Origin of the sequence: Stenotrophomonas sp. Ste96, assembly GCF_024519495.1 — a bacterium.
GTDB classification, from domain to species: Bacteria; Pseudomonadota; Gammaproteobacteria; order Xanthomonadales; family Xanthomonadaceae; genus Stenotrophomonas; species Stenotrophomonas bentonitica_A.
On the sequence record NZ_JALJRX010000004.1, the window covers coordinates 39187 to 64546 of the forward strand.

Here is a 25360-nt window from a genome sequence, read left to right on the forward strand (position 1 = left end):
GCTGCTTGAGCGCCTGGCGCGGCACCCTGGTGCCGTCGCATGAGGGCAGCCGGAAACACATCAGTGCGCCAGCACCGCCTCCAGCGCCGCCATGGCCTCGTGCGCCACCTCATGGGGATCACGTGCCTTCAGCGCGTCGTTGAACACCTCCAGCCCGATCGGCCCGCTGTAACCCATCTCGGCCAGCGCATCGATCAGCGTCTCCAGCGGCCAGAGGCCATCGCCCGGCAGGCAGCGGTGATGCCGCGCCTGCGTGGTCACCTGCCCGGGCAACGGCTGGGCCAGTACATCCGACAGCTGCACCAGCGCGATGCGCTCCACCGGGATGTCGTGCAGGTCATCGGCCGTACGCCCGGCGGCGAACAGGTGGAAGGCATCGACCACGATATCCAGGTTCGGCGCCCCGACCTGCTCGATCTGCTGCCACGCCGAGGGCAGGGTGGAGTGCAGACGACTCCAGGCCATGCCTTCGTAGGCGATACGCAGGCCGTGCTCAGCGGCACGCAGGCACAGCCAGCGCAGGTCGTCGGCAACCCGCTCGGGCGCGTAGTCGGTTGCCGTGCCGGCAGGCACCAGCACAGTGCCTGCACCGACGTCGTTTGCCAGCGCGAGCAACGACATCGCCTCGGCACGCTTGCTCTGGCGAGTGGCGGCTGAAGCGCCATCAAAATCCAGCAGCACCTGCACGTCGGTGAGCTGCAGGCCGGTGCGCGCGAGGGCTGTACGCACGTCGGCGACGGATGAGGACGCGACATCCTCACGCCACAGTTCGACCTGCGCGAATCCTGCCGCGGCGGCGGCCTCGAGTTTGTCGACCGTGTCGCCGCCAAGCAGGATCGTGTTGAGGAAGCGGGGGCCGGGCAATCGGTTCATCGGGACAACGCCTTTGCACGCAGTGGATCTCGCGCTCCATGCTATCGACCCGGGCATCGGCGTCCTGTGCAGATGCGCCCGCGCCGCGTCAGCGCGTGCGTTTCACCCACGCACGCACCACCAGCGCGATCAGCGCGGTGAACACGAGCCAGGAGATGAGGTCCAACAGCCCGTCGCCGATCAGCGCGCTGACCAGGCCGACCACACTGGCCAGTGCAATCCACGCCGGGGCGATGAAGGGGCTGCGCGGTGGTTTCAGCGGTGCGCTCATGCGGCACCCCCATGCTGCGCGGCGCGCTCGATCTCGGTGACGCGTGCGTCGGTACTGCCACGCTTCACCCACAGATACAGGCCGCTGATCAGCACCGCGATGGTGAGCAGGTCCAGCAGGGCCCACAACACCTTCAGCGGCAGCTTGCCGTAGTCGCCGAAATGCAGCGGCTGGCTCAGCAGCAACACGCTCATGTAGGCCGGCAACTGCGGTTGCGCGGTGAGCTCGCCGGTCTTGGCATCGATCAGCACCGGGCGGTACAGGCGCTCGGTGAGGGCGGTGTTGCCCTGCATGAACACGCCATAGTGGTGGTCACCGCTGTAGCCGGTGCCGGGGAAGCTGACGAAGGCCGGGCGCATGCCGGGCTCGGCGGCACGTGCGGTTTCCACGGCGACCTGCAGCGAGGCCAGCGTGGCCGGCCGTGGCTGGCCAGCATAGCGGGCCGCGAACTCGCCGAGCTGCTCGCTCTGCCAGGCCTGTTCCAGCGGCTTGGCGATGGTGTTGATGGCGCCGGTGACGCCCACCACCAGTGCCCAGCCCAGGGTGACCACGCCCAGCACGTTGTGCAGGTCCAGCCAGGCCAACCGGCGGTTGCGACCGGTGCGCAGCGTGCCGAAGCGCTGCTTGCGCATGAACGGGCCATACAACACCAGGCCGGAGATGATCGCCACCGCGAACAGCAGCCCCATCGCGCCCATGAACAACATGCCGGGCAGGCCGAGGAACAGATCGGTGTGCAGGCGGTACAGGAAGTACATCACGCCTTGGTTGAACTGCGCGGCCGGCAGCACCTCGCCGGTGGTCGCGTGCAGCAGCGCGGTGTGCATCTGCGGTGGCGGGGTGTCCGGGCGTGCACCGGTGTTGACGTACACGGTGGGTGCGTCCGGATCCCAGCCGACGAACAGCGGCACATCGCCGGGATACTGCGCCAGTGCGGTGCGCACCTGCGCGTCCAGATCACGCGGCGTGGCATCGGCCGCCGTGGTGGCCACGTCCGGCTCGTTGAGGTGGGCGATTTCCTCGCCGAACACCAGCGGCAGGCCGGTCAGACACAGCAGCAACAGGAACAGGGTACAGACCAGGCTGGTCCACTTGTGGATCAGGAACCAGGCTTTGATGGTGGCACGTTGCATGAAGGCTCTCGGGCGATGGCTGGAGGCACGCGGTGTTGCGACCGGCGGGCAGGTCGCGACGGATTATCCGGATGCCGGGTGGGAATACAAAAGAGTCTCCCCCCAGACCGGCCAGACCGGCCAGACGCGATGCGCCCTCGTTCAGCGAAGGCCCTCGGCCGCACAGCGGATGCTCAACCACGCCCCGCCCCCGGGAGCATCCCCGGCGCGGACCCGGAAGCCGTGCAGGCCGGCAATCGCGGCCACGATCGACAGCCCCAACCCGAACCCCTCGGTGGACTCGCCGCCACTGCCGCCGCGGAAGAAGCGCTGGTAGATCAGGGTGCGGTCCTGCGGTGGAATGCCCGGTCCGTTGTCGATCACATCGATCCGCGGTGTGCCGCGGTCGTCCACCGCGCGCAGCACGATCCGGCCCTGGGTGGGGGTGAAGTGCAGCGCGTTGGAGAGCAGGTTGGCCAATGCTTCGAACAGCAGCTCGCGGTCGCCCCACAACGTGCCCGCCTGCGGGTCGATCTCCAGCAGCAGCTGCTGGTCCTTCTCCTCGGCCAGCGGCAGGTAGAACGCATGCAGCTCCCGCAGCAGCTCGCCCGCATCCAGTTCGACGAAGGCGGAGCGGCGCTGGTGGCTTTCCAGTTCGGAAATGCGCAGCAGCGCCCCGAAGCGCGCCATCAGCCGGTCGGTTTCGTCCAGCGCCTTGTCCAGCTGCGCCGCGCGCGGGTCATCTTCCTCCAGCCCGACACGGGTGCGGTACAGATGCGCGCGCAGGCGGGTGAGCGGGGTACGCAGATCGTGGGCGATGCTGTCGCACACGCCTTTGACTTCGGTCATCAGCTGCTCGATGCGTTCGAGCATGGCGTTGACGATGCTCGACAGGCGGTCGATTTCATCCGGACGCCCGGACACAGGCAGGCGCTGGCCGAGATCGCCGGCGATGATCCGCTTGGTCGCGGCCTCTATCTCCTGGATCCGCTTCAGCGGGCGCCGGCGCAGGATGTGCCAGCCGGCCAGGCCGGGAATGATGGTCAGCGAAACGCCCCACAGCAGCGCATCGAGGATGATGCTGTTGACCGCGGTGAGCTTGCCGCTCTGGCGCACGAACACCAGCAGCCGGCCATCCTGGGTTTCCACCCCGAGCGCGCGCCCGGGGGCATTGATCGGGCCGCTGCGCAACGACCAGCTATCCACTGCCTGGGCATGTCCATCCATGCGCAGGTCGCCGGGAATCGCCAGCAGCGGGCCGGCCAGCGGCTCCCCGGCGCGGCTGAAGATGCCATAGGCATACGCCCCGTGCAGGTCGTAGCGCAGGCTGTCGCGCAGCGCATCGTCCAGCGCCTGGCCGTTGAACTTCTCGAACAGGTGGGCGCGCTGCTGCAGGCCGGATTCGGCGAGGTCGTTGAGATAGTCCGAGACGCGCCAGTACATCACGCCCAGCAGCACGCTGGACCAGGCGACGAACAGCACGCAGTACAGCCCAAGCAGCCGGCTGCTGGAGGAACGCCATTGATCAGACATGGTCGTCCAGGACATACCCGGTGCCACGCACGGTACGGATCGGCTGGGCACGGCCTGGCTGGTCGATGCGCTTGCGCAGGCGGCCGATGTGGACATCGATCAGGTTGGTGCCGGGATCGAAGTGATAGCCCCACACCTCCTGGAACAACATGGTACGGGTGACCACCTGGCCGGCGTTGCGCACCAGGAACTCCAGCAGCTTGAACTCGGTGGGCAGCAGGGGGATCTCCTCGCCGGCCCGGCGCGCGGTGCGGGTCATCAGGTCCAGCTCCAGCTCGCCGGCGCGCAGCTGGTTGCCGGTCACGGCAGGCTGCCCGTGGCGGCGGATCAGCACCTCCACGCGGGCCGCCATTTCGTCAGAGGCGAAGGGTTTGGTCAGGTAGTCATCGCCGCCGGCGCGCAGGCCACGGACCCGCTCATCCACGTCGGAAAGGGCACTGATCATCAGTACCGGGGTGGTGATGCCCTGGCGGCGCAGGGCGGTGACCAGGGCCAGGCCATCGATGCCCGGCAGCATGCGGTCCAGGGTGATCACGGCGTAGTCCCCGCGGGCGGCCATTGCCAGGCCATCCTCGCCGTTGCCCACCCGGTCCACCTCGAAGCCGTGGCTGCGCAGTTCCGTGGCGATTTCCTCGGCGGTGACGAGGTCGTCCTCGATAGTGAGTACGCGCGGCATGGGCCACTTTGACGATTGGGACCGGTGCATCGTCGCAACCCCCTGTGGGGACTGCAAATGAAAAATGTTTCATGCGGTTTTCGCCGGATCCTCGCCCCGGTTCTCCTATATTCGCCCCGAGCAGTGGCCCTGCCATCCGGGCCGCGTGCCCCGTTCACGCCTGGAACCCCGCCCCCCATGACCGACCCGCTCCCGTCCTCCCCGGCTTCTGGCCCGTTGCCCGGCCCCTGGCGTCTGCCGCTGCTGGGGTTGGCGGTGGTGGCGTTGGCGCTGGGCGCCTGCAGCAAGCAGACGCCCAAGGCGCCGGGCGCGGCGCCGGAGGTGGCGGTACTGACCCTGCAGGCCCAATCGCTGGCGCTGGCCCAGGAGCTTCCCGGTCGCACCGTGGCGTCGCAGGAATCGGAGGTGCGCCCGCAGGTTTCCGGGGTGTTGCAGGCGCGGTTGTTCGAGCAGGGCGAGAGGGTGAAGGCCGGGCAGCCGCTGTTCCAGATCGAACCGGCGCTGTACCAGGCCGCGGTGAACGAAGCGCAGGCCAACGTGCGCACCGCGCAGGCCACTGCGGTGGCGGCACGGCTGCGTGCCCAGCGCATGCAGCAGCTGGGCGCGGGCCAGCTGGCAGCGCAGCAGGATGTGGATGACGCGGTGGCCACCCACCAGCAGGCGGCGGCGGCGGTGCAGGCGGCGCAGGCAGTGCTCGATACCGCACGTACCAACCTGGGCTTCGCCCGGGTGACCGCGCCGATCAGCGGGCGGATCGGCCGCGCGCTGTTCACCCCGGGCGCGCTGGTGACCAATGGCCAGGCCGACCCGCTGGCGCGGATCCAGCAGGTGGACCCGATGAACGTGGATATCACCCAGTCCAGCAACGAATACCTGGCGCTGCGCCGGGCGATCGCCGACGGTGGTGTGGAGGCGACCCGCGCGCCGGTGCAGCTCAAGCTCTCCGATGGCACCGCCTACCCGCTGGCCGGCACGCTGGAATTCGCCGACATCGATGTCGATCAGGAAACCGGCAGCATCACCCTGCGTGCGCAGTTCCCGAATCCACAGGGACAGCTGCTGCCCGGCATGTACGTGCGCGCCCAGGTCGGGCAGGGCACGCGCCAGCAGGCCTTGCTGGTACCGCAGGCAGCAGTGGACCGCAGCCCGAAGGGCGAGGCGCTGGCGTGGGTGGTGGGGGCGGATGGCCGCGTGCATCAACGCACCTTCACCACGGCGCGCGCGGTGGGAGATCAGTGGCTGGTGCTCGAAGGCCTGCGTGCCGGTGAGCAGGTCGTGCTCAGTGGCCGCCAGGGGCTGAGCGAAGGCGCCACGGTACGCATCAAGCCCGCCACCGCAGCCGCACCGGCCCCGGCGCCTGCCGCCGCGCCGGCCGGCGAAGGCTGAGCGGCCGATGCTGCCGCGCTTTTTCATCCACCGCCCGGTCTTCGCCTGGGTCCTGGCCATCTGCATCATGGCGCTGGGCACCATCGCGGTGACCCAGTTGCCGGTGGAGCAGTACCCGGACATCGCGCCACCGCAGGTCAACATCACCGCCAACTACACCGGCGCCTCGGCACAGACGGTGGAAGACAGCGTCACCCAGGTGATCGAGCAGCAGATCAAGGGCATCGACCACCTGTTGTATTTCTCTTCCACCAGTTCGTCTTCGGGCCAGGCGCGGATCACGGTCACCTTCGACCAGCGCGCCAACCCGGACATTGCCCAGGTGCAGGTGCAGAACAGCGTCAACCAGGCGATCAACCGGCTGCCGCAGGAAGTGCAGCAGCAGGGCGTGACCGTGGCCAAATCGCAGGGCGATTCGCTGATGGTGGTGTCGCTGTATGACACCCACCGGCGCATGGAACGGGTAGACGTCTCTGATTTCCTGGTCAGCAATGTGCAGGACCCGATCAGCCGCATCCCCGGCGTGGGCGAAATCAACGTGTTCGGCTCGCCCTATGCGATGCGCATCTGGCTGGACCCGCACAAGCTGCGCGCGTTCGATCTGATGCCCTCGGATGTGCGTGCCGCGATCCAGGCGCAGAACACCCAGGTCACCGCCGGTGAACTGGGCGCATTGCCGACCGGGCCGGAGCAGGCGCTCAACGCGACCGTGACCGCACAGTCGCGGTTGCAGACCGCCGAGCAGTTCCGCGCGATCATCCTGCGCACCCTGCCCAGCGGCGCGGCCGTGCACCTGGGCGATGTGGCGCGGGTGGAGATCGGCGCGGAAAACTACCAGACCAGCAGCTTCCTCAACGGCTATCCCGCGGCCGGTTTCTCGGTGACGCTGGCCTCCGGCGCCAACGCGCTGAAAACCGCCGATGCGGTGCGCGCGGAGATCGAGCGCCTGCGTCCCAGCTTCCCGCCGGGCCTGGAAGTGGCCTACCCGCGCGACAGCACGCCCTTCGTGCGGGTCTCCATCGAGGGCGTCATCCACACCCTGATCGAGGCGATCGTGCTGGTCGTGGTGGTGATGTTCCTGTTCCTGCAGAACCTGCGCGCGACGCTCATTCCAGCGATCACCGTGCCGGTGGTATTGCTGGGCACGTTCGGCGTGCTGGCGGTGGCCGGCTTCACCATCAACACGCTCACCCTGTTTGCGATGGTGCTGGCGATCGGTTTGCTGGTGGACGATGCGATCGTGGTGGTGGAGAACGTCGAACGCATCATCCACGAGGAGCACCTGCCGCCGCGCGAGGCGACCGAGAAATCGATGGGCGAGATCACCGGTGCGCTGGTCGGCATCACCGTGGTGCTCGGCGCGGTGTTCCTGCCGATGGCCTTGTTCGGCGGTTCCACCGGCATCATCTATCGGCAGTTCTCGATCACGATCGCCTCGGCGATGGCGCTGTCGGCACTGGTCGCGCTGACGCTGACCCCGGCGCTGTGCGCGACCCTGCTCAAACCATCCAGCGCGCAGAAGCCGCCGGGCCGTTTCTTTGCCTGGTTCAACCGCGGCGTGGAGCGCAGCCAGAACGGGTATCGCGGCAAGCTGGGCGGGATCGTGGCGCATCCGCGGCGCTGGATGGCCTTCTATGTGCTGCTGGTGATCGGTGTGGTCGCGTTGTACGCGCGCATGCCGACCGGGTTCCTGCCGGTGGAAGACCAGGGCCAGGTGACGTTCCAGTTCTCCACGCCCGAAGGCACGCCGATGGCGCGCACCGAGGCGCTGGGCGAGCAGATCAGCCGGTATTTCATGGAGCATGAAAAAGACAGCCTGGACGTGGTGTTCGTAGTGGTCGGCCGCAACAACGCCGGCACCGGCCAGAACGCGGGGCAGGGGTTCATGGCGCTCAAGCCGTGGTCCGAGCGCGATGCCGAGCACAGCGCCGGGGCCATCATTGCCCGTGCCAACGCGCACTTCCGCAACCTGCCCGATGCGAAGGTCAACGTGCTGGCGCCACCGGCGGTGCGTGGGCTGGGGCAGTCCAGCGGGTTCGAGTTGTGGCTGCAGGACAACAGCGCGGCCGGGCGTCCGGCGCTGCAGGCGGCGCAGGAAAAGGTGGTGCAGGCCGCCAGCGATGACGACCGGCTCACCTCGGTGCGGTTGAATGGCCTTGGCGACAAGGCCGAGCTGCATCTGGACATCGACCAGGCGCAGGCCAGTGCGCTGGGCCTGGCCCAGGCGGACATCAATTCAACGCTGTCTTCGGCGTGGGGCGGCACCTACGTCAACGACTTCCTCGACCGCGGCCGGGTCAAGCGCGTGTACGTGCAGGGCGACCAGCCCTACCGCAGCGTGCCCGATGACATCGGCCAATGGTACGTACGCGGCAGCAACGGGCAGATGGCCTCGTTCGCCAGTTTCGCCAGCAGCCACTGGTCGCGCGGGCCGCAGCTGCAGCAGCGCTTCAACGGCCTGCCAGCGATGCAGATCCAGGGCAGTGCCGCCGAAGGGCGCAGCTCGGGCGAGGCGATGCAGACCATGCAGTCCCTGGTGGCCGATCAGCCCGGGTTCGCGTTGCAGTGGAGCGGGCTGTCCTACCAGGAACAGCTCTCCAGCAACCAGACGTTGTGGCTGTATGCGGCCTCCGTCGCCTTCATCTTCCTGTGCCTGGCCGCGCTCTACGAGAGCTGGACGGTGCCGGTGGCGGTGATGCTGGTGATTCCGCTGGGCGTGATCGGTACGGTGATCGCCACCACCGCGGCGGGCTTCGTCAACGACATCTACTTCCAGGTGGGACTGCTGACCACGATCGGTCTGTCGGCCAAGAACGCGATCCTGATCGTGGAATTCGCCGAGGCCGAGTACCGCGCGGGCAGTTCAGCGGTGGATGCGGCGCTGAAGGGCGCCCGCCTGCGCCTGCGGCCGATCGTGATGACCTCGCTGGCGTTCGTGGCCGGCGTGATCCCGCTGGCCCTGGCCACCGGCGCTGGCGCCGTGAGCCGGCGCGAGATCGGCGTCAGCGTGATCGGCGGGATGCTCTCCGGCACGCTGCTGGCGATCGTGCTGGTACCGCTGTTCTTCGTGCTGGTGCGGCGGCTGGGCAAGGCCCGCCCGGATCGGGCGGCAGAACACTGAACGGCGGGGCGCCACGGACCCCGGATTTCATCTTCTTGACCCATTCCGTTCACGGTCTCCATGCCGGCGGGCCATTAGCGTAGATCGTCCCCACACCGCTTGGAGACATGCCATGAATCCCCTGCAGACGGTCGCTCGGACCATGCGAAACGGGTTGGAAGAAGTGGCGGCCCTGCTGGTCGGCCAGCGCGCCGAGTCGCTGCGCCAGGACGATACCGCCGCGCCCGGGGTGGGCATCCCGATGCCGCGCCGGATGCCGCTCAAGCGCCCGCTGCTGCATGGGCGCAAGGGCATGGCCCCGTGGCAGAAGATCGGCCCGGGCCGTCGCTAAACGCGGTTGGCATCGGCGGGGTGGTTGACCCCGTCATTCACCGGCACCTGTCCGATATCGAACGGATTGACGCCGTCGAGGCAGCCGACGTTGTAGCCATATTCATCCGGTGAGGAACGTCGCTGATGGTGCGTGTAGATGCCGCACACGCTGCAGAAGTGGTGGCGGGCGACGCGCGTGTTGAACTGATACAGCCGCAGTTCGTCATGGCCCTGCACGATCTCCAGATCCGCCAGCTTCACCGAGGCCACGATCGCGCCGCGGCGCCTGCACATCGAACAATCGCAGCGGCGGGGCGAGACCACGCCGTCCGGCAGGTGCAGGCGCAGCACGACCGCCCCGCAATGGCAGCGCAGCAGATGGTGGCGCTGGATGGGCACCCCCCCGATGGTGGTCAGTCCCTGCATGGGTGGTGCGTCCCTGGTAGCCATGAGTGGCCCCAGTATGCGATCGCGCGGGGCGGCCATGCCAGGCCCTGACGACGTCGGGGTGAACGCCGGGTCGAAGCTGAACAGGCTCGACATGCGGCGAACACAGGGGTTATGGCTAACTAGCGCACCGGACAGACGACGGATCGATGCGTGAAGAAGGCAGGACGATGGGGGCTGGCGCTGCTGATGCTGCTGGCGGCGCTGTGGATCACCGGTTTGCTGGCGTACCAGCTGCCGGGTCCGGGCTGGTTGCGGTATCTGCTGGTCGGCCTGTGGGCGGTGTTCGCCGTCACCGGTGCGGTTGGCGTCGCGCGCGCGCGCGCCGGGCGTTGGCCGGGCGTGCTGTACGGCGTGGCACTGGTCGCCTCGGGCATCTGGTGGCTGCTGCTTACGCCGCGCCAGGACCGGATCTGGGCCGACGATGTCGCCCAGCGCCTGAAGGTGGTCGAGGTGGATGGCCCACGCGTGGTGCTCGACAACGTCCGTGACTTCACCTGGCGCAGCGAGACCGACTACGACGCGCGCTGGGTGCGCCGCGAGTACAACCTGGACCAGCTGCGCTCGGCCGATCTGATCCTGTCCTACTGGATGGGGCCGGCCATCGCGCACACGCTGATCTCCTTCGGTTTCGATGATGGCCGCTACCTGGTGTTCTCGCTGGAGATCCGCAAGGAACGCGGCGAGTCGTTCTCCGCGCTGGGCGGGTTCTTCCGCAAATTCGAGATGACCCTGGTCGCCTCGGAGGAAACCGACATCGTGCGCACGCGTACCAACGCGCGTGGCGAAGACGTCTATCTGTACCGCCTGCACGGCATGACCCAGGCGCAGCTCAAGGCCCTGTTCGTCTCCTACCTTGGCGAGGCGCGCAAGCTCGACGCCGCGCCGGCGTTCTACAACACGTTGACCAGCAACTGCACGACCATCGTGTACGAACTGGCCAAGCAGATCGCGCCGGGCCTGCCGATGGATTACCGGCTGCTGGCCTCGGGCTACTTCGCCGAGTACGCGCGCGATCTGGGCGTGCTCACGCCGGGCGTACCGTTCGAAACGCTGAAGGCACGCGGCCGGATTACCGACCGTGCGCGGGCGAGCCATGCAGACGATGATTTTTCACAGGTGATCCGCCGGGGCGTCCCGGGGACAGGGCAGGGAAGCGTTCCATGAGTTCCGCATTGAAGCTGTTGCCGCACCGCGCGTTGCCGATACTGGCCGTGGTGCTCTCGCTGCTGCTCTCCAGCGGCTGCGCGATGGTCACCATGAAACAGGTGGCCCCGACCGAATACCTGGCCAACAAGCGCGGCGACGTGCTGACCTCAGGCAAGCTCAGTGCCGCTTCGCAGGAAACGCTGAGCGTGATCGGCATGGACGTGGCGCAGTGCGAAAAGGACGTGGCCACCTGCCAGAAGACGTTGGAAGACACCGACGTGCTGCCCGAGGAACAGCGGCTGTCCGCACAGTCCGAGCTGTGGGTGAAGACCGCGCTGGCGCTGACCCCCAAGCCCAAGGACCGCGAGAAGACGCCGATGTCCGATGCGGCGCTGGATGCATGGCTGGAAGCTGCGCGCTATGCCTACGCCTACCTGTTCTTCAGCGGCCGAACGCCTTCGGACCGCGCCTTCGAGGATCGCCAGACCCAGGTTCGCGATTACTACAACTACGCTGCCGAGCAGACCGCCTCGGTGGTGTTCAAGCGCAGCCGCGAGAGCGCGCTGGAAGGCGAGGACTACAACGCCGCGGTGGCCGGTGAGCGCTGGACGCTGACCTCCGATTTCGATGAGCTGCGCATGCAGAGCATCCCGACCCGGATGGTGTCCGCCTCGGCGGTGAGTTTCGCCGGCCTGCGCAGCACCTATCGCCGCGATGGCTTCGGCGCCGAGCTGGTGGTGATCATGGACCCGCCCAAGCTGGTGGCCCCGGCCGATGGCGGGAAAGCGGAGATTCCGCAGTACAGCGAGATGTCGGCGATCAACGCCACCGCCCTGCTGCGCTTCAAGGGCGACAACCTGCAGCAGGTGCTCGATACCACCCAGGTGCTGTTCGACGTGTACTCGCCCGAGTCCACCGAAAGCGTGGACCTGCACGGTGAAAAAGTGCCGCTGGCGGGCAACTTCACCGCGGCCTACGGCTTGTGGCTGGCCCAGTCCGGCTTCGCCACGCAGTCGCTGCGCACTCTGTTCGGCATGAGCGAGGGCATCGGTGCGCCGCACATGTACCTGATGCAGCCGTGGGACCCCAACCGCCGCATCATCTTCATGCTGCACGGCCTGGGCAGCAGCCCGGAAGCCTGGGTGAACGTGGCCAACGAGATCATGGGCGATCCCGAGCTGCGCCGTCATTTCCAGGTCTGGCAGGTCTATTACCCGACCAACGCGCCCATCGCGCTGAACCGCTACGAGATCAACCAGGCCTTCAACAACACCCTCAAGCACTTCGACCCGACCGGCAGCACACCGGCGGCCAAGGACATGGTGTTCATCGGCCACAGCATGGGTGGCGTGCTTGCGCGCCTGTTGGTGACCTCCTCCGGCGATGTGCTGTGGAACGACCTGCTGGCCAACTACGACCTCAAGGGCGAGCGCCTGAAGCGGGTGGAAGCCAAGCTCGGCCCCCTGCTGCATTTCACCGCCGAGCCGAACGTGGAGCGGGTGATCTTCATCGCGGCCCCGCACAAGGGCACCGACATCGCGGGCAATCGGCTGGGGCGCCTGATCGGCCGGCTGGTGCGCCTGCCGATCACGATCCTGGGCAAGTTCGAGGATGTGTTCCTGACCCTGCAGGAATCCGAATCGGCCAACAGCACGACCAAGCTGCAGATTCCCAACAGCATCGACAACCTCAAGGCCAGCGATCCGTTCGTGAAGGCCGCTGGCGCGCTGCCGATCACGCCGGGGCTGAAGTACCACTCGATCATCGCCCAGCGCAAACCGGAGGTGCCGTTGCAGCAGTCCGATGATGGCCTGGTGCCGTACTGGAGCGCGCACCTGGATGGCGCCGTGTCGGAGAAGGTCATCATCTCCGGGCATAGCGTGCAGGAGACCCCGCAGGCCGTGCTGGAGATCCGCCGCATCCTGCGCGAGGATCTGAAAGAGGTTGGCGACACGCATCCGTGAGGATGCGTGGCATCTCCTGCTTCAGATGCGCCGCGCCACCACCACGCTGAGCATCGCCAGCACCAGCATGATCGCGAAGGTGAGCAGGTAGCCCAGCGTCTCCCGGCCCTCCAGGAACAGCGCGAACAGCGAGCCGGATACCGCCAGCGTGGTCGCCACGCCGAGGGCCTCGCTGAGCTGCAGGGCGGAGGTGTTGGCGCCCTGCTGCGCTGGCGGTGACAGCGACAGCGTGAGCACCGACAGGCTGGGATAGATCAGCCCCATGCCCAGCCCGGTCAGTACCCAGCCGGCCATGGCCGTCCACAGCGGCGCGCCCGGCTGGATCGCCAGCGAGGTGGCCAGGATGCCCGTGCACATCAACAAGGCACCGGCCTGCAGCAGTTGCCGGCGCGACCAGCCACGCTGCTGGTGGCCCTGCAGCCATGAGCCGGAGAACCATCCCAGCGCCCCCAGGCTCAGTGCCACGCCGGCCAAGACCGGCGTCAACCCGCGCTCGCGCTGCAGCAGCAGCGGCAGGAACGCTTCGCAGCCGAAGAAGGCCGAGGCCGCGATCCCGCGCAGGGCGATCACGCTGGGCAGGCCGCGGCGCAGGCGCAGCGTGCCGGTCGGCAGCAGCTTCCAGCTGCACAGGGCGAGCAGGGCGAGGGCGGGCGCCAGCAGCGCCACGGCGAGCCATCCCTGCTGCTGGCCGCCGATGTACAGCGCCAGCGCGCCGAAGGCGGCCCCTACCGCCCAGGGCACCACGTTGCGGCTGCTGGTGCCGGTGGCGACCGTGCCCACCTGGCGCAGGGCCGGGCGCAGCAGCAGTGCTGCCGGGATGGCCAGCAGCGGCACGATCAGGAACACCCAGCGCCAGCCCAGGTGCTGCACGATCAGGCCGCTGATGCTGGGGCCGACCAGCGAGGGCACCACCCAGCCGGCCGAGAAGGCGGCGAACACGCGCGGCCGCATCGGTTCGGGGAACGAACGTCCGACCAGCACATACAGCGCCACGGAGATCGCGCCGGCCCCTAGGCCCTGCATCAGCCGCCCGAGCACCAGCACCGGCATGTGCTGGGCGAAGCCGGCCACCAGCAGGCCGGCAACGAAGCAGGCCAGGCCCAGCCACAGCGGCCGTGCCGGGCCACGCTGGTCGCTCCAGCGGCCGGACAGCGTCATCCCGATCACGCTGGTGGCCAGGGTGCCGCCGAACGCCAGCGCGTACAGGCGCAGACCGTCCAGGTCATGGGCAACGGTCGGCATCGCCGCGGCCACTGCCAGCGCTTCGAAGGCATGCAGCGAGACCAGCGCGACCATGCCGATGGTGGTCGCCCGGTAGGCCGGCGACAGGATCGAGGGGATCGGGGCATCCTCCACCGGAGCGGTGGCGGGCGGAGTGGAGGCGTCAGCGGACATGCGGATTCCAGACATCGGGGGGAGGGCCGGGGTTGCAGTGCACTCCGGCGGCGCGCAGGATGCCACCTGAACCAAGGTTGAGGTCAAGCAGTGATCGCGCAGGAACTGAGTGTAGGCGAAGTCGCCAAACGGAGCGGCGTGGCCGTCTCGGCGTTGCATTTCTACGAGCGCAAGGGCCTGATCCGCAGCCTGCGCACCGCCGGCAACCAGCGCCGCTTCGCGCGCGACGTGCTGCGCCGGCTGGCAGTGATCCGGGTCGCCCAGCGGGTCGGGATGCCGCTGGAGGCGGTGGCGACCGCTTTTGCCGCCCTGCCGGAGAACAAAACGCCGACCAAGGCCGAGTGGGCCAGGATGTCGGCGCTGTGGCGCAGTGAGCTGGACCAGCGCATCGAGCAGTTGCTGCTGCTGCGCGACCAGCTCACCGACTGCATCGGCTGCGGCTGCCTCTCGTTGAAGCGTTGCCGCCTGACCAATCCCGGCGACACGCTGGGCGATCAGGGCGACGGCCCGCGCCGCTGGGAGTAGAGCCGGCCAGCGGCCGGCGGGGCGCCGCTTGCCATCCGTAGTGCCGGCCGCTGGCCGGCTGCCCTCACCAGACGGTGAACACCTGCCCGCTCTGGATGCCTTCCACGCTGCGCTGGTAGGCCAGCGACGCGCGCTGCGCCGTCACCGGTTCAAAGCCCGGGAAGTAGGCGCCGTAGTCGTCCATCGATTCGGCCAGCACGTTCGGGCTGACTGCATTGATGCGCAACCCACGCGGCAGCAGCTCGCAGGCTGCGGCGCGCACGAAACCTTCGAGCGCGGCGTTGGCTGCCGTGGCGTTGGCGCCGTCGCGGATCGGCTGGGCGCTGATGATGCCGCTGGTCAGGGTGATCGAGCCGCCGGTGTTGAGGTGATGCTGGGCGGCCAGGCTCAGCCGCACCTGGCCCAGCAGTTTGTCCTGCAGCCCCAGGTTGAAGTCGGCCGGCCGCATCTGCGCCAGCGGACCGAAGTGGACCTGGCCGGTGGTGGCGATCACCGCGTCGACCTTGCCCACCTTCTCGAACAGCGCCTGCACGCTGGCGTCGTCGGTGAGATCCACCTGCACGTCGCCGCCGTGGCGGCCGGCGCGGATCAGTTCGTGGTGCACGCCGAGCGTACTGGCGACCGCCTGGCCCAAGGTGCCGCTGGCACCGACAAGCAGGATCTTCATGTGCATGTCTCCCGTAAACGTAGGGGTAGAGCCACGCCACGCGTGGCTGCTTCTTGTTCCCGCATCGCGGGCCAGCCACCCACGGGGTGGCTCTACCCGGTCAGGGGGCGGCCAAGGTAACGCCACGCCATGCGTGGCGACGCTTGGTCGTCAGTCATTCGCCGCCGACAATGCCTGCCCGCGCGTGGTCGCCGCGTCGATCGCGCGCGCCACGATCGCCTCGAAGCCATCGCCTTGGAAACTTTCGATCGCCGCCTGGGTCGTGCCGTTCGGCGAGGTCACCCGGCGACGCAGTTCGGCCGGCGCTTCGCCGGATTCATCCAACATGCGCGAGGCACCGAGCAGGGTCTGCACCACCAGCGTGCGGGCCGCCTCGGCCGGCAGGCCTTGCGCGATCCCAGCCGCCTCCATCGCTTCGGCCAGCAGGAATACGTACGCCGGGCCGCTGCCGGAGACCGCGGTGACGGCATCCATGCGCGCTTCGTCGTCGATCCACACGGTGCGCCCTGCCGTGGCCAGCACGGTATCGGCCTGGGCGCGTTGCGCGGCGCTGACCGTGGCAGTGGCGAACAGGCCGGTGACACCGGCGCCGAGCAGGGCGGGCGTGTTGGGCATCGCACGGACCACGGCGTGGCCGCCGCCCAGCCAACGGTCCAGCTGGCTGCTGGTGATGCCAGCGGCGATGGAGACCACCAGCGGTTGCTTGCCGTGGGCGATGGCGGTGAGCGAGGCGCAGACATCGCGCAGCACCTGCGGCTTGACCGCCAGCACCCACACGGTGCCCTGTGCGGCAGCTTCGGTCGCGCTGGCGTAGGTCCTGACGCCGAATTCGGCCGTGAGCGCGTCACGCAGCTCGGTCACCGGCTCGGCGACATGGATGCTGGCCGGGGCCACGCCCTGGCGGACCAGGCCGGCGATCAGGCTGCGGGCCATGTTGCCGCCGCCGATGAAGGTGATGGGGGACGTACTCATGAACTCTCCTTGGAACGGGCGGGGCGCTCAGGCCGGTCGCGGGCGTGCACCGAACAGCGCGGTGCCGACGCGGACCAGGGTGGCGCCATGGGCGATGGCCTCAGGGTAATCGCTGCTCATGCCCATCGACAGCGTATCCACCTGCGGGTGCGCTGCCGCCAGCTTGGCAAACAACGTGGCCATGCGGGTGAAAGCGGCCTGCCGGCGTTCAGCGTCAGGCCACGGGGCCGGGATCGCCATCAGCCCGCGCAGGCGCAACTGCGGCGCGGCAGCGATGGCGGTGGCGAGGGCATCGATGTCCTCCGGCGCGCAGCCGTGCTTGCTGTCTTCGTCGTCGATGTTGACCTGGATCAGCACGTTCAGCGGCGGCTGGCCGGCCGGGCGATGCGCGGCCAATGCGGTGACCAGCTTGAGGCGGTCCACGCTCTGCACCCAGTCGAAATGGCGGGCGACGAGTTCGGCCTTGTTCGACTGCAGGTGACCGATCAGGTGCCACTCCAGGCCCAGCGATGCCAGTGCCTCGATCTTGGCGACCGCCTCCTGCACGTAGTTCTCGCCGAAAGCGCGCTGGCCCTGCGCGGCCAGGGCCTGCACGGCCTCGGCCGGCTGGGTCTTGGAGACCGCCAGCAGGACCGGATCTGGCCGCCCGGCGGCCGCGGCCGCGTTGTGCAGGTTCGTCAGGAGGGTGGGCAGAGGCTGGGGGGTCACGGCGGGTCCGGTGGATCAGGGGCTGGCGCGTATTGTGCACATCTCGCTCTATACTGCCGCCCGGGGAAAGAACCTTCCAGTCGCAGCAGTCATGGGGAGTAGCAGCGCATGGATATCGCCGAACTGTTGGCGTTTTCCGTAAAGAACAAAGCGTCGGATCTTCATCTGTCGGCCGGCCTGCCGCCGATGATCCGCGTTGACGGCGATGTCCGTCGCATCAATATTCCGGCCCTGGACCACAAGCAGGTCCACGCGCTGGTGTACGACATCATGTCGGACAAGCAGCGTCGCGATTACGAAGAGTTCCTCGAGGTCGATTTCTCGTTCGAGATTCCCTCGCTGGCGCGCTTTCGTGTCAACGCTTTCAACCAGAACCGCGGTGCGGGTGCGGTGTTCCGTACCATTCCCTCCGAGGTGCTCACCCTGGAAGACCTGGCCTGCCCGCCGATCTTCCGTGAGCTGATCGATCAACCGCAGGGGCTGATCCTGGTCACCGGCCCGACCGGTTCGGGCAAGTCGACCACGCTGGCGGCGATGATCGACCACATCAACAAGAACGAATACGGCCACATCCTCACCGTCGAGGATCCGATCGAATTCGTGCACACCTCGCAGAAGTGCCTGATCAACCAGCGCGAAGTGCATCGCGATACGCACGGCTTCAATGAAGCGCTGCGCTCGGCACTGCGTGAGGATCCGGACATCATCCTGGTCGGCGAACTGCGCGATCTGGAAACCATCCGCCTGGCGCTGACCGCCGCGGAAACGGGCCACCTGGTATTCGGCACGCTGCACACCAGCTCGGCCGCCAAGACCATCGACCGCATCATCGACGTGTTCCCCGCCGGCGAAAAGCCGATGGTGCGCTCGATGCTGTCCGAGTCGCTGCGCGCGGTGATCTCCCAGGCCCTGCTGAAGAAGGTCGGTGGTGGGCGTACGGCTGCGTGGGAAATCATGGTCGGCACGCCGGCCATCCGCAACCTGATCCGCGAAGACAAGGTCGCGCAGATGTACTCGGCGATCCAGACCGGCCAGCAGATGGGCATGATGACCCTGGACCAGCACCTGCAGGACCTGGTCAAGCGCAGCCTGATCACCCGCAACCAGGCACGCGAGTACGCCAAGGACAAGCGGATTTTCGAATAGTGGTAGTGCCGGCCGCTGGCCGGCTCCTGAAAACCTCCGGAGTACACCGCGATGAGCACCACCACCATCGACTTCACCTCGTTCCTCAAGCTGATGGCGCACCAGAAGGCCTCGGACCTGTTCATCACCGCGGGCATGCCGCCGGCGATCAAGGTCAACGGCAAGATCTCGCCGATCACCCAGACACCGTTGACGCCGCAGCAGAGCCGCGACCTGGTGTTGAACGTGATGACGCCGGCGCAGCGCGAAGAGTTCGAAAAGACCCACGAATGCAACTTCGCCATCGGCCTGTCCGGTGTCGGCCGCTTCCGCGTGAGCTGCTTCTACCAGCGCAACCAGGTCGGCATGGTGCTGCGCCGGATCGAAACGCGCATTCCCACCGTGGAAGAGCTGAGCCTGCCGCCGATCGTCAAGACGCTGGCGATGACCAAGCGCGGCATCATCCTGTTCGTCGGCGCGACCGGTACCGGTAAATCGACCTCGCTGGCGGCGATGATCGGCTACCGCAACCACAACTCGACCGGCCACATCATCACCATCGAAGACCCGATCGAATTCGTGCACAAGCACGAAGGCTGCATCATCACCCAGCGCGAAGTCGGCATCGATACCGACAGCTGGGAGGCGGCGCTGAAGAACACCCTGCGCCAGGCCCCGGACGTGATCATGATCGGCGAGGTGCGCACTCGCGAGGGCATGGACCACGCCATCGCTTTTGCTGAGACCGGCCACCTGGTGCTGTGTACGCTGCACGCCAACAACGCCAACCAGGCGATGGACCGCATCATCAACTTCTTCCCGGAAGATCGTCGCAACCAGCTGCTGATGGATCTCTCGCTGAACCTCAAAGGCGTGGTCGCCCAGCAGCTGATCCCCTCGCCGGATGGCAAGACGCGCAAGGTCGCGATGGAAATCATGCTGGGTACGCCGCTGGTGCAGGATTACATCCGCGACGGTGAGATCCACAAGCTCAAGGAAGTGATGAAGGACTCGGTCCAGCTGGGCATGCGCACCTTCGACCAGAGCCTGTTCGAGCTGTACCAGGCCGGCGAGATCAGCTACGAAGACGCCCTGCGCTACGCCGATTCGCAGAATGAAGTACGCCTGCGCATCAAGCTCTCGCAGGGCGGCGACGCACGCACGCTGTCGCAGGGGCTGGACGGGGTGGAGATCTCGGAGATCCGCTGAGCGGGGGCTGTAAAAGCCGGCGCGGCTCTGCGATAGTCGCGCCGTCGCGGGCCACCGCGATGCAGGGGGCGCCGGCACCTCGCCGGTATCAACGTATCAGGTGATGGGCATATGGACATGCACGATCCGTACCGCGCGCCGGCGGCGTCTTCCGCACTGCCGGCGGCGACTTTCGCCACCAACGGCGTCGCAACGTACTACGCACCACCCACGCTGAAGATCGCGGCGTTGTCGCTGGCCACGCTGGGTCTCTATCCGGTGTACTGGTTCTGGCGCAACTGGCGCGCGATCAAGCGCGAAACCGGTGGAGATCAGTGGCCGTGGGCGCGCGCGTGGTTCTCACCGCTCTGGTCGTTCCTGTGCTTCAGCGACCTGCGCGATGTGGCCGCCAATCGCCGCCGCACGCTGGCGATCGCACCGGGCCTGCTGGGCGTGGCCTACTTCCTGCTGTATGTGGCCAGCCGACTGCCCGATCCCATGTGGCTGGTCGCGCTGTTCACCTTCGTCCCGCTGTTGCCGGTCAACAGCCTCCTGCGGCGCTACCATCGCGACGAAGGCATGGACACGCGGGCGCTGGACCGCTTCGGGGTGTGGCACATCCTTGCGGTGGTCGTGGGCGGTCTCTTCCTGCTGCTCACGGTGGTTGCCACCCTGCGCGGCGATGGCGTTTCCTGAGGGCTGGATAATGGTGGCAGTGCGCAACTGATCCTGATCGACGACGAGCACGTGCAGCTGAAGACCTTGGATCCAACAGCTGCAGCAGCGCCGATGCATCACGATCAAGGCTGAAAAGATCACCTGCACGCTACCGGGATGATGCGTATCTGCCTCGTGCATGGATTGATTAGCCACGCTCATGACCGACAGCGCTCCACACCCTCCAATCTTGGCAGCCGGCAGGGCTATGGTGGCATTCCCCCATGACGCCGGTCCCACCGGCAGGAGTACCACCATGCAGACACGTGAACTGGGCCGCAGCGGCCTGCGGGTTTCGGCCCTCGGGCTCGGCTGCATGGGGCTGAGCTACGGCTATGGCCCGGCCACCGACCGTACCGAGGCGATCGCCTTGCTGCGCGCGGCGGTCGAGCAGGGGGTCACCTTCTTTGATACGGCCGAAGCCTATGGGCCGTTCCTCAACGAGGAACTGCTGGGCGAAGCGCTGGCGCCGTTCCGTGACCAGCTGGTGATCGCCACCAAGTTCGGCTTCAAGGATGGCCACGCCGACGCCGGCCTGGACAGCCGCCCCGAGCGCATCCGCGCGGTGGCCGAGGCCAGCCTGTCGCGTTTGAAGACCGACCGCATCGACCTGTTCTACCAGCACCGGGTCGATCCGAATGTGCCGATCGAGGACGTGGCCGGTACGGTCAAGGACCTGATCGCCGAGGGCAAGGTGAAGCACTTCGGGTTGTCCGAGGCCGGCGTCGATGCCATCCGCCGGGCGCACGCCGTGCAGCCGGTGGCGGCGCTGCAGAGCGAATACTCCCTGTGGTGGCGCGAGCCGGAACAGGCCGTGCTGCCGGTGCTTGAAGAACTGGGTATCGGCTTCGTGCCGTTCAGCCCGCTCGGCAAGGGCTTCCTGACCGGGGCGATCAACGTAGGCACGCAGTTCGCGGCCGATGACTTCCGCAACAGCGTGCCGCGGTTTGCGGCCGAAGCCCGCCAGGCCAATCAGGTGCTGGTGGACCGCATCAGCGCGATAGCCGCCGACAAGCGGGCCACGCCGGCCCAGATCGCCTTGGCCTGGCTGCTGGCGCGCAAACCGTGGATCGTGCCGATTCCCGGCACGACCAGGCTGCATCGCCTGACCGAGAATCTGGGCGCGGCTGCGGTGGTGCTGAGTGAGGCCGACCTGCAGCAGATCGGTGCGGCGCTGGACAGCATCGCCATCGTCGGGGATCGCTACAACGCCGAGCGGCAGAAGCTGGTCGCGCGCTGAGCGGGGCGCTGGGCGCACGACACCAGCCAACGCAGCCAGGATCGGCACGCGCGATACCGTCCCGCACATTCGGGTAGGTGCCGACCGTTGGTCGGCACACACCTCACCCGCGAATGAACGCCAACAGATCCGCGTTGATCACGTCCGCATGGGTGGTGCACATGCCATGTGGGTAGCCTTTGTAGACCTTCAGCGTGCCGTGCCTGAGCAGCTTGATGGCCAGCTCCGCCGAATCGGCGATCGGCACGATCTGGTCGTCGTCGCCGTGCATCACCAGCACCGGCACGTCGATCTTTTTCAGGTCGTCGGTGAAGTCGGTTTCCGAGAAGGCCTTGATGCAGTCGTAGTGCGCGTTGATCGCGCCCATCATCCCCTGCCGCCACCAGTTGTCGACGATCCCCTGTTGCGGCGGCGTGCCCTCGCGGTTGAACCCGTAGAACGGAATCGGCACGTCGCGGTAGAACGCCGCACGACCCGCGACCAGTGCCTGCCGGAAGCCGTCGAAGACCTCCTTCGGCGTGCCGCCGGGGTTGGCCTCGCTCTTGACCATGATCGGTGGCACCGCACCGATCAGCACCGCCTTGGCCACGCGCCCGGGCTTGGCCTGCGCGACGTAGTGCGCGACTTCGCCACCGCCGGTGGAATGCCCGATGTGGATCGCATCGCGCAGGTCCAGGTGATCGGCCAGCGCATTGACGTCGGCAGCGTAAGTGTTCATCTCATGCCCGCCGCTGGTCTGTGAGGAGCGGCCATGGCCGCGGCGGTCGTGCGCGATCACGCGATAGCCCTGCAGCAGGAAGAACTGCAGCTGGCTATCCCAGTCATCGGCGCTGAGCGGCCAGCCGTGATGGAACACGAGGGGCTGACCCTTGCCCCAGTCCTTGTAGAAGATCTCGGTGTTGTCGGCGGTGGTGACGTAGGGCATGGCACGGAACTCCTGAGGGAGGGGAGGGCACAGCGGGGTACCCGCACATGCTGCGGCTGGGGGGTGTTCAGCGGGGATGAACGGCGGATGTCGGTCCGGCGTCGGTGGCCCGGCACCTCCGCCGGCGGCGGCTGAATCAATTTCACCAGCAACTGTCACGCCGATCGTGTCTAATACCGCTCCCCACGCCACACCCCCACCCCCATGTCCCTTGAATCCCATGGCCCCGCGCCGTGCGACGACGCTGACGGCCACCTGGTCACCGCAGGCCCGCTGACCCCGCCCCCCGACAGCGCCGGCACCGTGGCCGACGAGAAAGCCCTGCGCCATTCCGTGGCCGAGGACGTGCAGGGCATGATCCTGGCCACGCTGGTGGCGTCGCTGGGCCTGGCCATCTTCGCCAAGGGCGGGCTGATGATCGGCGGCATGGCCGGGCTGGCCTTCCTGGTCCACTACGCCTTCGGCTGGAACTTCGGCCTGGTGTTCGTGCTGGTCAACCTCCCTTTCTACTGGGTGGCCGTGCGCCGGATGGGCTGGGAATTCACCCTGAAGACCTTCGCGGCGGTAACCGCCTGCGGTGTGCTGACCGACCTGCTGCCGCGCTGGGCCGACTTCGCCCACATGAGCTCGCTGTACTCGGCGATCGTCGGCGGCGCGCTGGCTGGCCTGGGCATCCTGTTCTACATCCGCCACCGGGCCAGCCTGGGGGGCATCGGCATCCTGGCGGTGTACCTGCAGCGCACGCGGGGCTGGAGCGCCGGCAAGGTGCAGATGTCGTTCGACACGCTGCTGATGTGCGTGGCGTTCTCGGTACTGTCCCCCTCCAAGGTGATGTACTCGGCGATCGGTGCGGTGGTGCTCAGCCTGGTGCTGATGTTCAACCACCGCCCGGGCCGCTACATGGGCGTCTGACGCCGGTTACTCACCCAGCGGCGGCACCGGCACGACGGTCACGCCGGAGACCCAGCGGCGGCTGCGCAGGTCCAGCGTCGCCGCCGACGTGTGCGACGCCGTCACCATCGATGGTCAGGGCGGCCAACAGCTGGTCGATGTGCGTGAGCAGGCGCCGGTCCGCTGCGATCGCCGCGGCATCGGCATCCAGCGGTTCGCCATCGACATGCATCACCGGGTCGGCCAGCCAGTGCTCGCGGCCGTAGCGCACCTGCAACTGCACCGCCGGGCTGTGCTCGCGCGGGTCAACCGACAGCGGCCGGTTCAGCAGCAGGGTGTCGCCGTAGTAGTCGCCATCGCGTTAGGCGCTCCGGCACGGTGTCCAGGTCGCTTGCGGCAGCCAGCGGGGGCAGGCTCAGGGCAGCGAGCCGCGCAACCCGCACGACGGGGTGCGTCACGCCTGGCGCCAGGCCGGCTTGAGCGTGTCGATGCGCTTGAACACCGGGCAGTCCGGGCTGTGCGCGCCGGGCAGGTAGCCCAGGCTCATCAGGAACTCGCCGGTGATCTCCCCGCCGGTGAAGCGGAACGTCTTCTTGAACAGCTTCACCCAGGCCGCCTTGTCCAGCGGATGGTGGGCATCCAGCCACCCGGCGAAGCTGCCGTGGCTGGCCCGCAGCTGCTGGATCACCTGGGCATTGTGGACGGCCGCGTGCACCTTGAGCCGGTTGCGGATGATCCGGGCATCGTTGAGCAGGCGCTCGATATCGCGCTCGCCATAGGCGGCCACGGTGTCCACGTCGAAGCCGTCATAAGCGGCGCGGAAGCCCTCGCGCTTCTTCAGGATGGTCTCCCAGCTCAGGCCGGCCTGGTTGATCTCCAGGATCAGGCGCTCGAACAGCTCGCGCTCTTCGCGCTGCGGGAAGCCGTACTCGTGGTCATGGTAGTGGCCGTGGACCGGATGGCCGGGGGCGATGAGGCAATAACCGGACACGTGCAGCTCCTTGCGATGGCGGATCAGGCGCGCGGGCCGGGGGCACGCGCGCAGGCCTGCATTATGTCAGCGCGAAAGCGCACATCACGGCCAGCGGCTAGAATGGGGCCATGTCTGAACTGTCCACTTCGCTTGCCCACCACCTGCTGGTCGCGCTGCCGTCGCTGACCGACCCCACCTTTGCCCGTACCGTGGCGCTGATCTGCCAGCACGACGAGAACGGCGCGATGGGCGTGCTGGTCAACCAGCCCTCCGAGTACACCCTCGGCGAGGTGCTGGCCCAGATGGAGATCGCGACCACCAGCGACACCCTGCGTGGCCAGGTCGTGCTCAACGGCGGCCCGGTGCACCCGGAGCGTGGCTTCGTGATCCACGATGATCCGCGCAGCTGGGATTCCAGCCTGGCCGTGGGCGAGGGCGTCTTCCTCACCACCTCGCGCGACATCCTCGAAGCCATGGCGCGCGGCGAAGGCCCGCGCAATGCGCTGGTCACCCTGGGCTGTGCCGGCTGGAGCGAAGGGCAGCTGGAAACGGAAATCGCCGAGAACAGCTGGCTGGCCGTGCCGGCCGATGCCGAACTGCTGTTCAGCACGCCGCTGGACGAGCGCTGGCAGGGCGCGGCCGCGCGCATCGGCGTTGACCTGTTCCGCCTCACCGATTACAGCGGCCATGTCTGAGCCGGCCACGCCAGCGCCCGCCGCGGCCGCACCGCCGACGATCCGCCGTGATGGCACGGTGCTCGGTTTCGATGTCGGCTCGCGCCGGATCGGCGTGGCCATCGGCAGCTCGTTCGGCACCCATGCGCGTGCGATCGCGGTGGTCGATGTGCATGGCAACGGGCCGGACTGGACCGCCGTGGAGCGCCTGATCAAAGAGTGGCGGCCGGATGGCCTGGTGGTGGGCGATCCGCTCACCCTGGATGGCCAGGACCAGCCCAACCGCAAGCGCGCGCAGGGCTTTGCCCGCCAGCTGCGGGAACGTTTCAAACTGCCGGTGGTGCTGGTCGACGAGCGCTCCAGCTCGGTCGAGGCCGCGCGCCGGTTCGCGGTCGAGCGCGCCGAAGGCCGCAAACGCCGCCGCGACGCCGCCGCCCTGGATGCAGTGGCTGCGGCGGTGATCATCGAACGCTGGCTCTCCTGCCCGGATGACGCCACCCCCGTTTCCTGACCCTC

At 67.8% G+C, this 25360-nt stretch carries 26 protein-coding genes; 13 read left to right on the forward strand and 13 right to left on the reverse strand.

What is annotated here, in order from left to right; all coding sequences use genetic code 11:
• Positions 1 to 60: 60 nt before the first annotated feature.
• The 5 genes from OC373_RS12280 to OC373_RS12300 all read right to left on the reverse strand — a co-directional run bounded on the left by OC373_RS12280 (position 61) and on the right by OC373_RS12300 (position 4465).
• Positions 61 to 873, reverse strand: a complete 813-nt coding sequence (locus tag OC373_RS12280) for a sugar phosphate isomerase/epimerase family protein (protein ID WP_261997774.1) — start codon at positions 871 to 873, stop codon at positions 61 to 63.
• A gap of 88 nt (positions 874 to 961) precedes the next feature.
• Positions 962 to 1144, reverse strand: coding sequence for a hypothetical protein (locus OC373_RS12285; protein ID WP_019185370.1), 183 nt, complete (start codon positions 1142 to 1144; stop codon positions 962 to 964).
• On the reverse strand, positions 1141 to 2277 hold the full coding sequence (locus tag OC373_RS12290; protein ID WP_261997775.1) for a PepSY-associated TM helix domain-containing protein: 1137 nt from the start codon (positions 2275 to 2277) through the stop codon (positions 1141 to 1143). The genes OC373_RS12285 and OC373_RS12290 overlap by 4 nt, the downstream gene beginning before the upstream one ends.
• A gap of 141 nt (positions 2278 to 2418) precedes the next feature.
• Complete coding sequence (locus OC373_RS12295) at positions 2419 to 3789, reverse strand: ATP-binding protein (protein ID WP_152663796.1); 1371 nt, start codon at positions 3787 to 3789, stop codon at positions 2419 to 2421.
• Entirely contained in the window at positions 3782 to 4465 is a 684-nt protein-coding gene (locus tag OC373_RS12300; protein ID WP_070426764.1) for a response regulator transcription factor, read from the reverse strand. Before OC373_RS12300 ends, OC373_RS12295 begins: the two co-directional genes overlap by 8 nt.
• 177 nt (positions 4466 to 4642) lie before the next feature.
• On the opposite strand from OC373_RS12300, the gene OC373_RS12305 reads away from it, so the two are divergent.
• The 3 genes from OC373_RS12305 to OC373_RS12315 all read left to right on the forward strand — a co-directional run bounded on the left by OC373_RS12305 (position 4643) and on the right by OC373_RS12315 (position 9303).
• Positions 4643 to 5851 (forward strand): efflux RND transporter periplasmic adaptor subunit, encoded by a 1209-nt coding sequence (locus OC373_RS12305; protein ID WP_261997776.1) that lies wholly within the window; start codon positions 4643 to 4645, stop codon positions 5849 to 5851.
• A 7-nt stretch (positions 5852 to 5858) separates the two neighbouring features.
• Entirely contained in the window at positions 5859 to 8972 is a 3114-nt protein-coding gene (locus OC373_RS12310) for an efflux RND transporter permease subunit (protein ID WP_261997777.1), read from the forward strand.
• A gap of 112 nt (positions 8973 to 9084) precedes the next feature.
• On the forward strand, positions 9085 to 9303 hold the full coding sequence (locus tag OC373_RS12315) for a hypothetical protein (protein WP_235319017.1): 219 nt from the start codon (positions 9085 to 9087) through the stop codon (positions 9301 to 9303).
• Here the strand turns inward: OC373_RS12315 and OC373_RS12320 are convergent.
• Positions 9300 to 9710, reverse strand: a complete 411-nt coding sequence (locus OC373_RS12320) for a GFA family protein (RefSeq protein WP_261997831.1) — start codon at positions 9708 to 9710, stop codon at positions 9300 to 9302. The two genes, OC373_RS12315 and OC373_RS12320, sit on opposite strands and share 4 nt — an antisense overlap.
• A gap of 210 nt (positions 9711 to 9920) precedes the next feature.
• Here OC373_RS12320 and OC373_RS12325 point away from each other — a divergent pair, with 210 nt between their 5' ends.
• Together OC373_RS12325 and OC373_RS12330 are read left to right on the forward strand one after the other, a co-directional pair.
• Entirely contained in the window at positions 9921 to 10898 is a 978-nt protein-coding gene (locus OC373_RS12325) for a DUF4105 domain-containing protein (protein WP_019185378.1), read from the forward strand.
• Positions 10895 to 12844, forward strand: a complete 1950-nt coding sequence (locus tag OC373_RS12330) for an alpha/beta hydrolase (RefSeq protein ID WP_261997778.1) — start codon at positions 10895 to 10897, stop codon at positions 12842 to 12844. Before OC373_RS12325 ends, OC373_RS12330 begins: the two co-directional genes overlap by 4 nt.
• Before the next feature lie 21 nt (positions 12845 to 12865).
• Here OC373_RS12330 and OC373_RS12335 read toward each other — a convergent pair whose 3' ends face one another.
• Entirely contained in the window at positions 12866 to 14239 is a 1374-nt protein-coding gene (locus OC373_RS12335; protein ID WP_261997779.1) for an MFS transporter, read from the reverse strand.
• 90 nt (positions 14240 to 14329) lie between these two features.
• Here OC373_RS12335 and soxR point away from each other — a divergent pair, with 90 nt between their 5' ends.
• The gene (gene soxR, locus OC373_RS12340) at positions 14330 to 14764 is read left to right on the forward strand and encodes a redox-sensitive transcriptional activator SoxR (protein WP_172838051.1); all 435 of its coding nucleotides are present in this window, start codon (positions 14330 to 14332) and stop codon (positions 14762 to 14764) included.
• Between the two features lie 64 nt (positions 14765 to 14828).
• Here soxR and OC373_RS12345 read toward each other — a convergent pair whose 3' ends face one another.
• The 3 genes from OC373_RS12345 to OC373_RS12355 all read right to left on the reverse strand — a co-directional run bounded on the left by OC373_RS12345 (position 14829) and on the right by OC373_RS12355 (position 17111).
• Entirely contained in the window at positions 14829 to 15431 is a 603-nt protein-coding gene (locus OC373_RS12345) for a short chain dehydrogenase (RefSeq protein WP_019185382.1), read from the reverse strand.
• Positions 15432 to 15581: 150 nt separating this feature from the next.
• Positions 15582 to 16403, reverse strand: a complete 822-nt coding sequence (gene proC / locus OC373_RS12350; protein ID WP_046274047.1) for a pyrroline-5-carboxylate reductase — start codon at positions 16401 to 16403, stop codon at positions 15582 to 15584.
• Positions 16404 to 16430: 27 nt separating this feature from the next.
• Entirely contained in the window at positions 16431 to 17111 is a 681-nt protein-coding gene (locus tag OC373_RS12355) for a YggS family pyridoxal phosphate-dependent enzyme (protein WP_019185384.1), read from the reverse strand.
• A 108-nt stretch (positions 17112 to 17219) separates the two neighbouring features.
• On the opposite strand from OC373_RS12355, the gene OC373_RS12360 reads away from it, so the two are divergent.
• From OC373_RS12360 to OC373_RS12375, 4 genes are all read left to right on the forward strand, one after another.
• Positions 17220 to 18257, forward strand: a complete 1038-nt coding sequence (locus tag OC373_RS12360) for a type IV pilus twitching motility protein PilT (protein WP_019185385.1) — start codon at positions 17220 to 17222, stop codon at positions 18255 to 18257.
• Positions 18258 to 18308: 51 nt separating this feature from the next.
• Positions 18309 to 19445, forward strand: coding sequence for a PilT/PilU family type 4a pilus ATPase (locus OC373_RS12365; protein WP_019185386.1), 1137 nt, complete (start codon positions 18309 to 18311; stop codon positions 19443 to 19445).
• Positions 19446 to 19556: 111 nt separating this feature from the next.
• Positions 19557 to 20120 (forward strand): hypothetical protein, encoded by a 564-nt coding sequence (locus OC373_RS12370; RefSeq protein WP_070426772.1) that lies wholly within the window; start codon positions 19557 to 19559, stop codon positions 20118 to 20120.
• Positions 20121 to 20397: 277 nt separating this feature from the next.
• Positions 20398 to 21381, forward strand: a complete 984-nt coding sequence (locus tag OC373_RS12375) for an aldo/keto reductase (RefSeq protein ID WP_261997780.1) — start codon at positions 20398 to 20400, stop codon at positions 21379 to 21381.
• A 103-nt stretch (positions 21382 to 21484) separates the two neighbouring features.
• Here OC373_RS12375 and OC373_RS12380 read toward each other — a convergent pair whose 3' ends face one another.
• Entirely contained in the window at positions 21485 to 22306 is an 822-nt protein-coding gene (locus OC373_RS12380; RefSeq protein ID WP_261997781.1) for an alpha/beta hydrolase, read from the reverse strand.
• A gap of 204 nt (positions 22307 to 22510) precedes the next feature.
• Between OC373_RS12380 and OC373_RS12385 the strand changes: the two genes are divergently transcribed.
• Entirely contained in the window at positions 22511 to 23218 is a 708-nt protein-coding gene (locus tag OC373_RS12385) for a YitT family protein (RefSeq protein WP_261997782.1), read from the forward strand.
• A gap of 10 nt (positions 23219 to 23228) precedes the next feature.
• On the opposite strand, the gene OC373_RS12390 is transcribed toward OC373_RS12385, so the two are convergent.
• Positions 23229 to 23480 carry a hypothetical protein gene (locus tag OC373_RS12390; protein ID WP_156785748.1) on the reverse strand — a complete coding sequence of 84 codons (252 nt, stop codon included), beginning with the start codon at positions 23478 to 23480 and terminating at the stop codon, positions 23229 to 23231.
• Positions 23481 to 23651: 171 nt separating this feature from the next.
• Positions 23652 to 24188: a DNA-3-methyladenine glycosylase I gene (locus tag OC373_RS12395; protein ID WP_019185392.1), complete on the reverse strand. Its 537-nt coding sequence runs from the start codon at positions 24186 to 24188 to the stop codon at positions 23652 to 23654.
• A gap of 110 nt (positions 24189 to 24298) precedes the next feature.
• Between OC373_RS12395 and OC373_RS12400 the strand changes: the two genes are divergently transcribed.
• A complete protein-coding gene (locus OC373_RS12400) occupies positions 24299 to 24865 on the forward strand; it encodes a YqgE/AlgH family protein (protein ID WP_261997783.1) in 567 nt (188 codons plus the stop codon).
• Positions 24858 to 25355 (forward strand): Holliday junction resolvase RuvX, encoded by a 498-nt coding sequence (gene ruvX / locus OC373_RS12405; protein WP_019185394.1) that lies wholly within the window; start codon positions 24858 to 24860, stop codon positions 25353 to 25355. The genes OC373_RS12400 and ruvX overlap by 8 nt, the downstream gene beginning before the upstream one ends.
• The last annotated feature ends 5 nt before the right edge of the window (positions 25356 to 25360 follow it).

Excerpts from the sequence above, each read along its gene's own strand:
- OC373_RS12280 (WP_261997774.1), bottom strand. The coding sequence starts at position 873 with ATGAACCGATTGCCCGGCCCCCGCTTCCTCAACACGATCCTGCTTGGC.
- OC373_RS12285 (WP_019185370.1), bottom strand. The coding sequence starts at position 1,144 with ATGAGCGCACCGCTGAAACCACCGCGCAGCCCCTTCATCGCCCCGGCG.
- OC373_RS12290 (WP_261997775.1), bottom strand. The coding sequence starts at position 2,277 with ATGCAACGTGCCACCATCAAAGCCTGGTTCCTGATCCACAAGTGGACC.
- OC373_RS12295 (WP_152663796.1), bottom strand. The coding sequence starts at position 3,789 with ATGTCTGATCAATGGCGTTCCTCCAGCAGCCGGCTGCTTGGGCTGTAC.
- OC373_RS12300 (WP_070426764.1), bottom strand. The coding sequence starts at position 4,465 with ATGCCGCGCGTACTCACTATCGAGGACGACCTCGTCACCGCCGAGGAA.
- OC373_RS12305 (WP_261997776.1), top strand. The coding sequence starts at position 4,643 with ATGACCGACCCGCTCCCGTCCTCCCCGGCTTCTGGCCCGTTGCCCGGC.
- OC373_RS12310 (WP_261997777.1), top strand. The coding sequence starts at position 5,859 with ATGCTGCCGCGCTTTTTCATCCACCGCCCGGTCTTCGCCTGGGTCCTG.
- OC373_RS12315 (WP_235319017.1), top strand. The coding sequence starts at position 9,085 with ATGAATCCCCTGCAGACGGTCGCTCGGACCATGCGAAACGGGTTGGAA.
- OC373_RS12320 (WP_261997831.1), bottom strand. The coding sequence starts at position 9,710 with ATGCAGGGACTGACCACCATCGGGGGGGTGCCCATCCAGCGCCACCAT.
- OC373_RS12325 (WP_019185378.1), top strand. The coding sequence starts at position 9,921 with ATGCTGCTGGCGGCGCTGTGGATCACCGGTTTGCTGGCGTACCAGCTG.
- OC373_RS12330 (WP_261997778.1), top strand. The coding sequence starts at position 10,895 with ATGAGTTCCGCATTGAAGCTGTTGCCGCACCGCGCGTTGCCGATACTG.
- OC373_RS12335 (WP_261997779.1), bottom strand. The coding sequence starts at position 14,239 with ATGTCCGCTGACGCCTCCACTCCGCCCGCCACCGCTCCGGTGGAGGAT.
- OC373_RS12345 (WP_019185382.1), bottom strand. The coding sequence starts at position 15,431 with ATGAAGATCCTGCTTGTCGGTGCCAGCGGCACCTTGGGCCAGGCGGTC.
- proC (WP_046274047.1), bottom strand. The coding sequence starts at position 16,403 with ATGAGTACGTCCCCCATCACCTTCATCGGCGGCGGCAACATGGCCCGC.
- OC373_RS12360 (WP_019185385.1), top strand. The coding sequence starts at position 17,220 with ATGGATATCGCCGAACTGTTGGCGTTTTCCGTAAAGAACAAAGCGTCG.
- OC373_RS12365 (WP_019185386.1), top strand. The coding sequence starts at position 18,309 with ATGAGCACCACCACCATCGACTTCACCTCGTTCCTCAAGCTGATGGCG.
- OC373_RS12370 (WP_070426772.1), top strand. The coding sequence starts at position 19,557 with ATGGACATGCACGATCCGTACCGCGCGCCGGCGGCGTCTTCCGCACTG.
- OC373_RS12375 (WP_261997780.1), top strand. The coding sequence starts at position 20,398 with ATGCAGACACGTGAACTGGGCCGCAGCGGCCTGCGGGTTTCGGCCCTC.
- OC373_RS12380 (WP_261997781.1), bottom strand. The coding sequence starts at position 22,306 with ATGCCCTACGTCACCACCGCCGACAACACCGAGATCTTCTACAAGGAC.
- OC373_RS12385 (WP_261997782.1), top strand. The coding sequence starts at position 22,511 with ATGTCCCTTGAATCCCATGGCCCCGCGCCGTGCGACGACGCTGACGGC.
- OC373_RS12400 (WP_261997783.1), top strand. The coding sequence starts at position 24,299 with ATGTCTGAACTGTCCACTTCGCTTGCCCACCACCTGCTGGTCGCGCTG.
- ruvX (WP_019185394.1), top strand. The coding sequence starts at position 24,858 with ATGTCTGAGCCGGCCACGCCAGCGCCCGCCGCGGCCGCACCGCCGACG.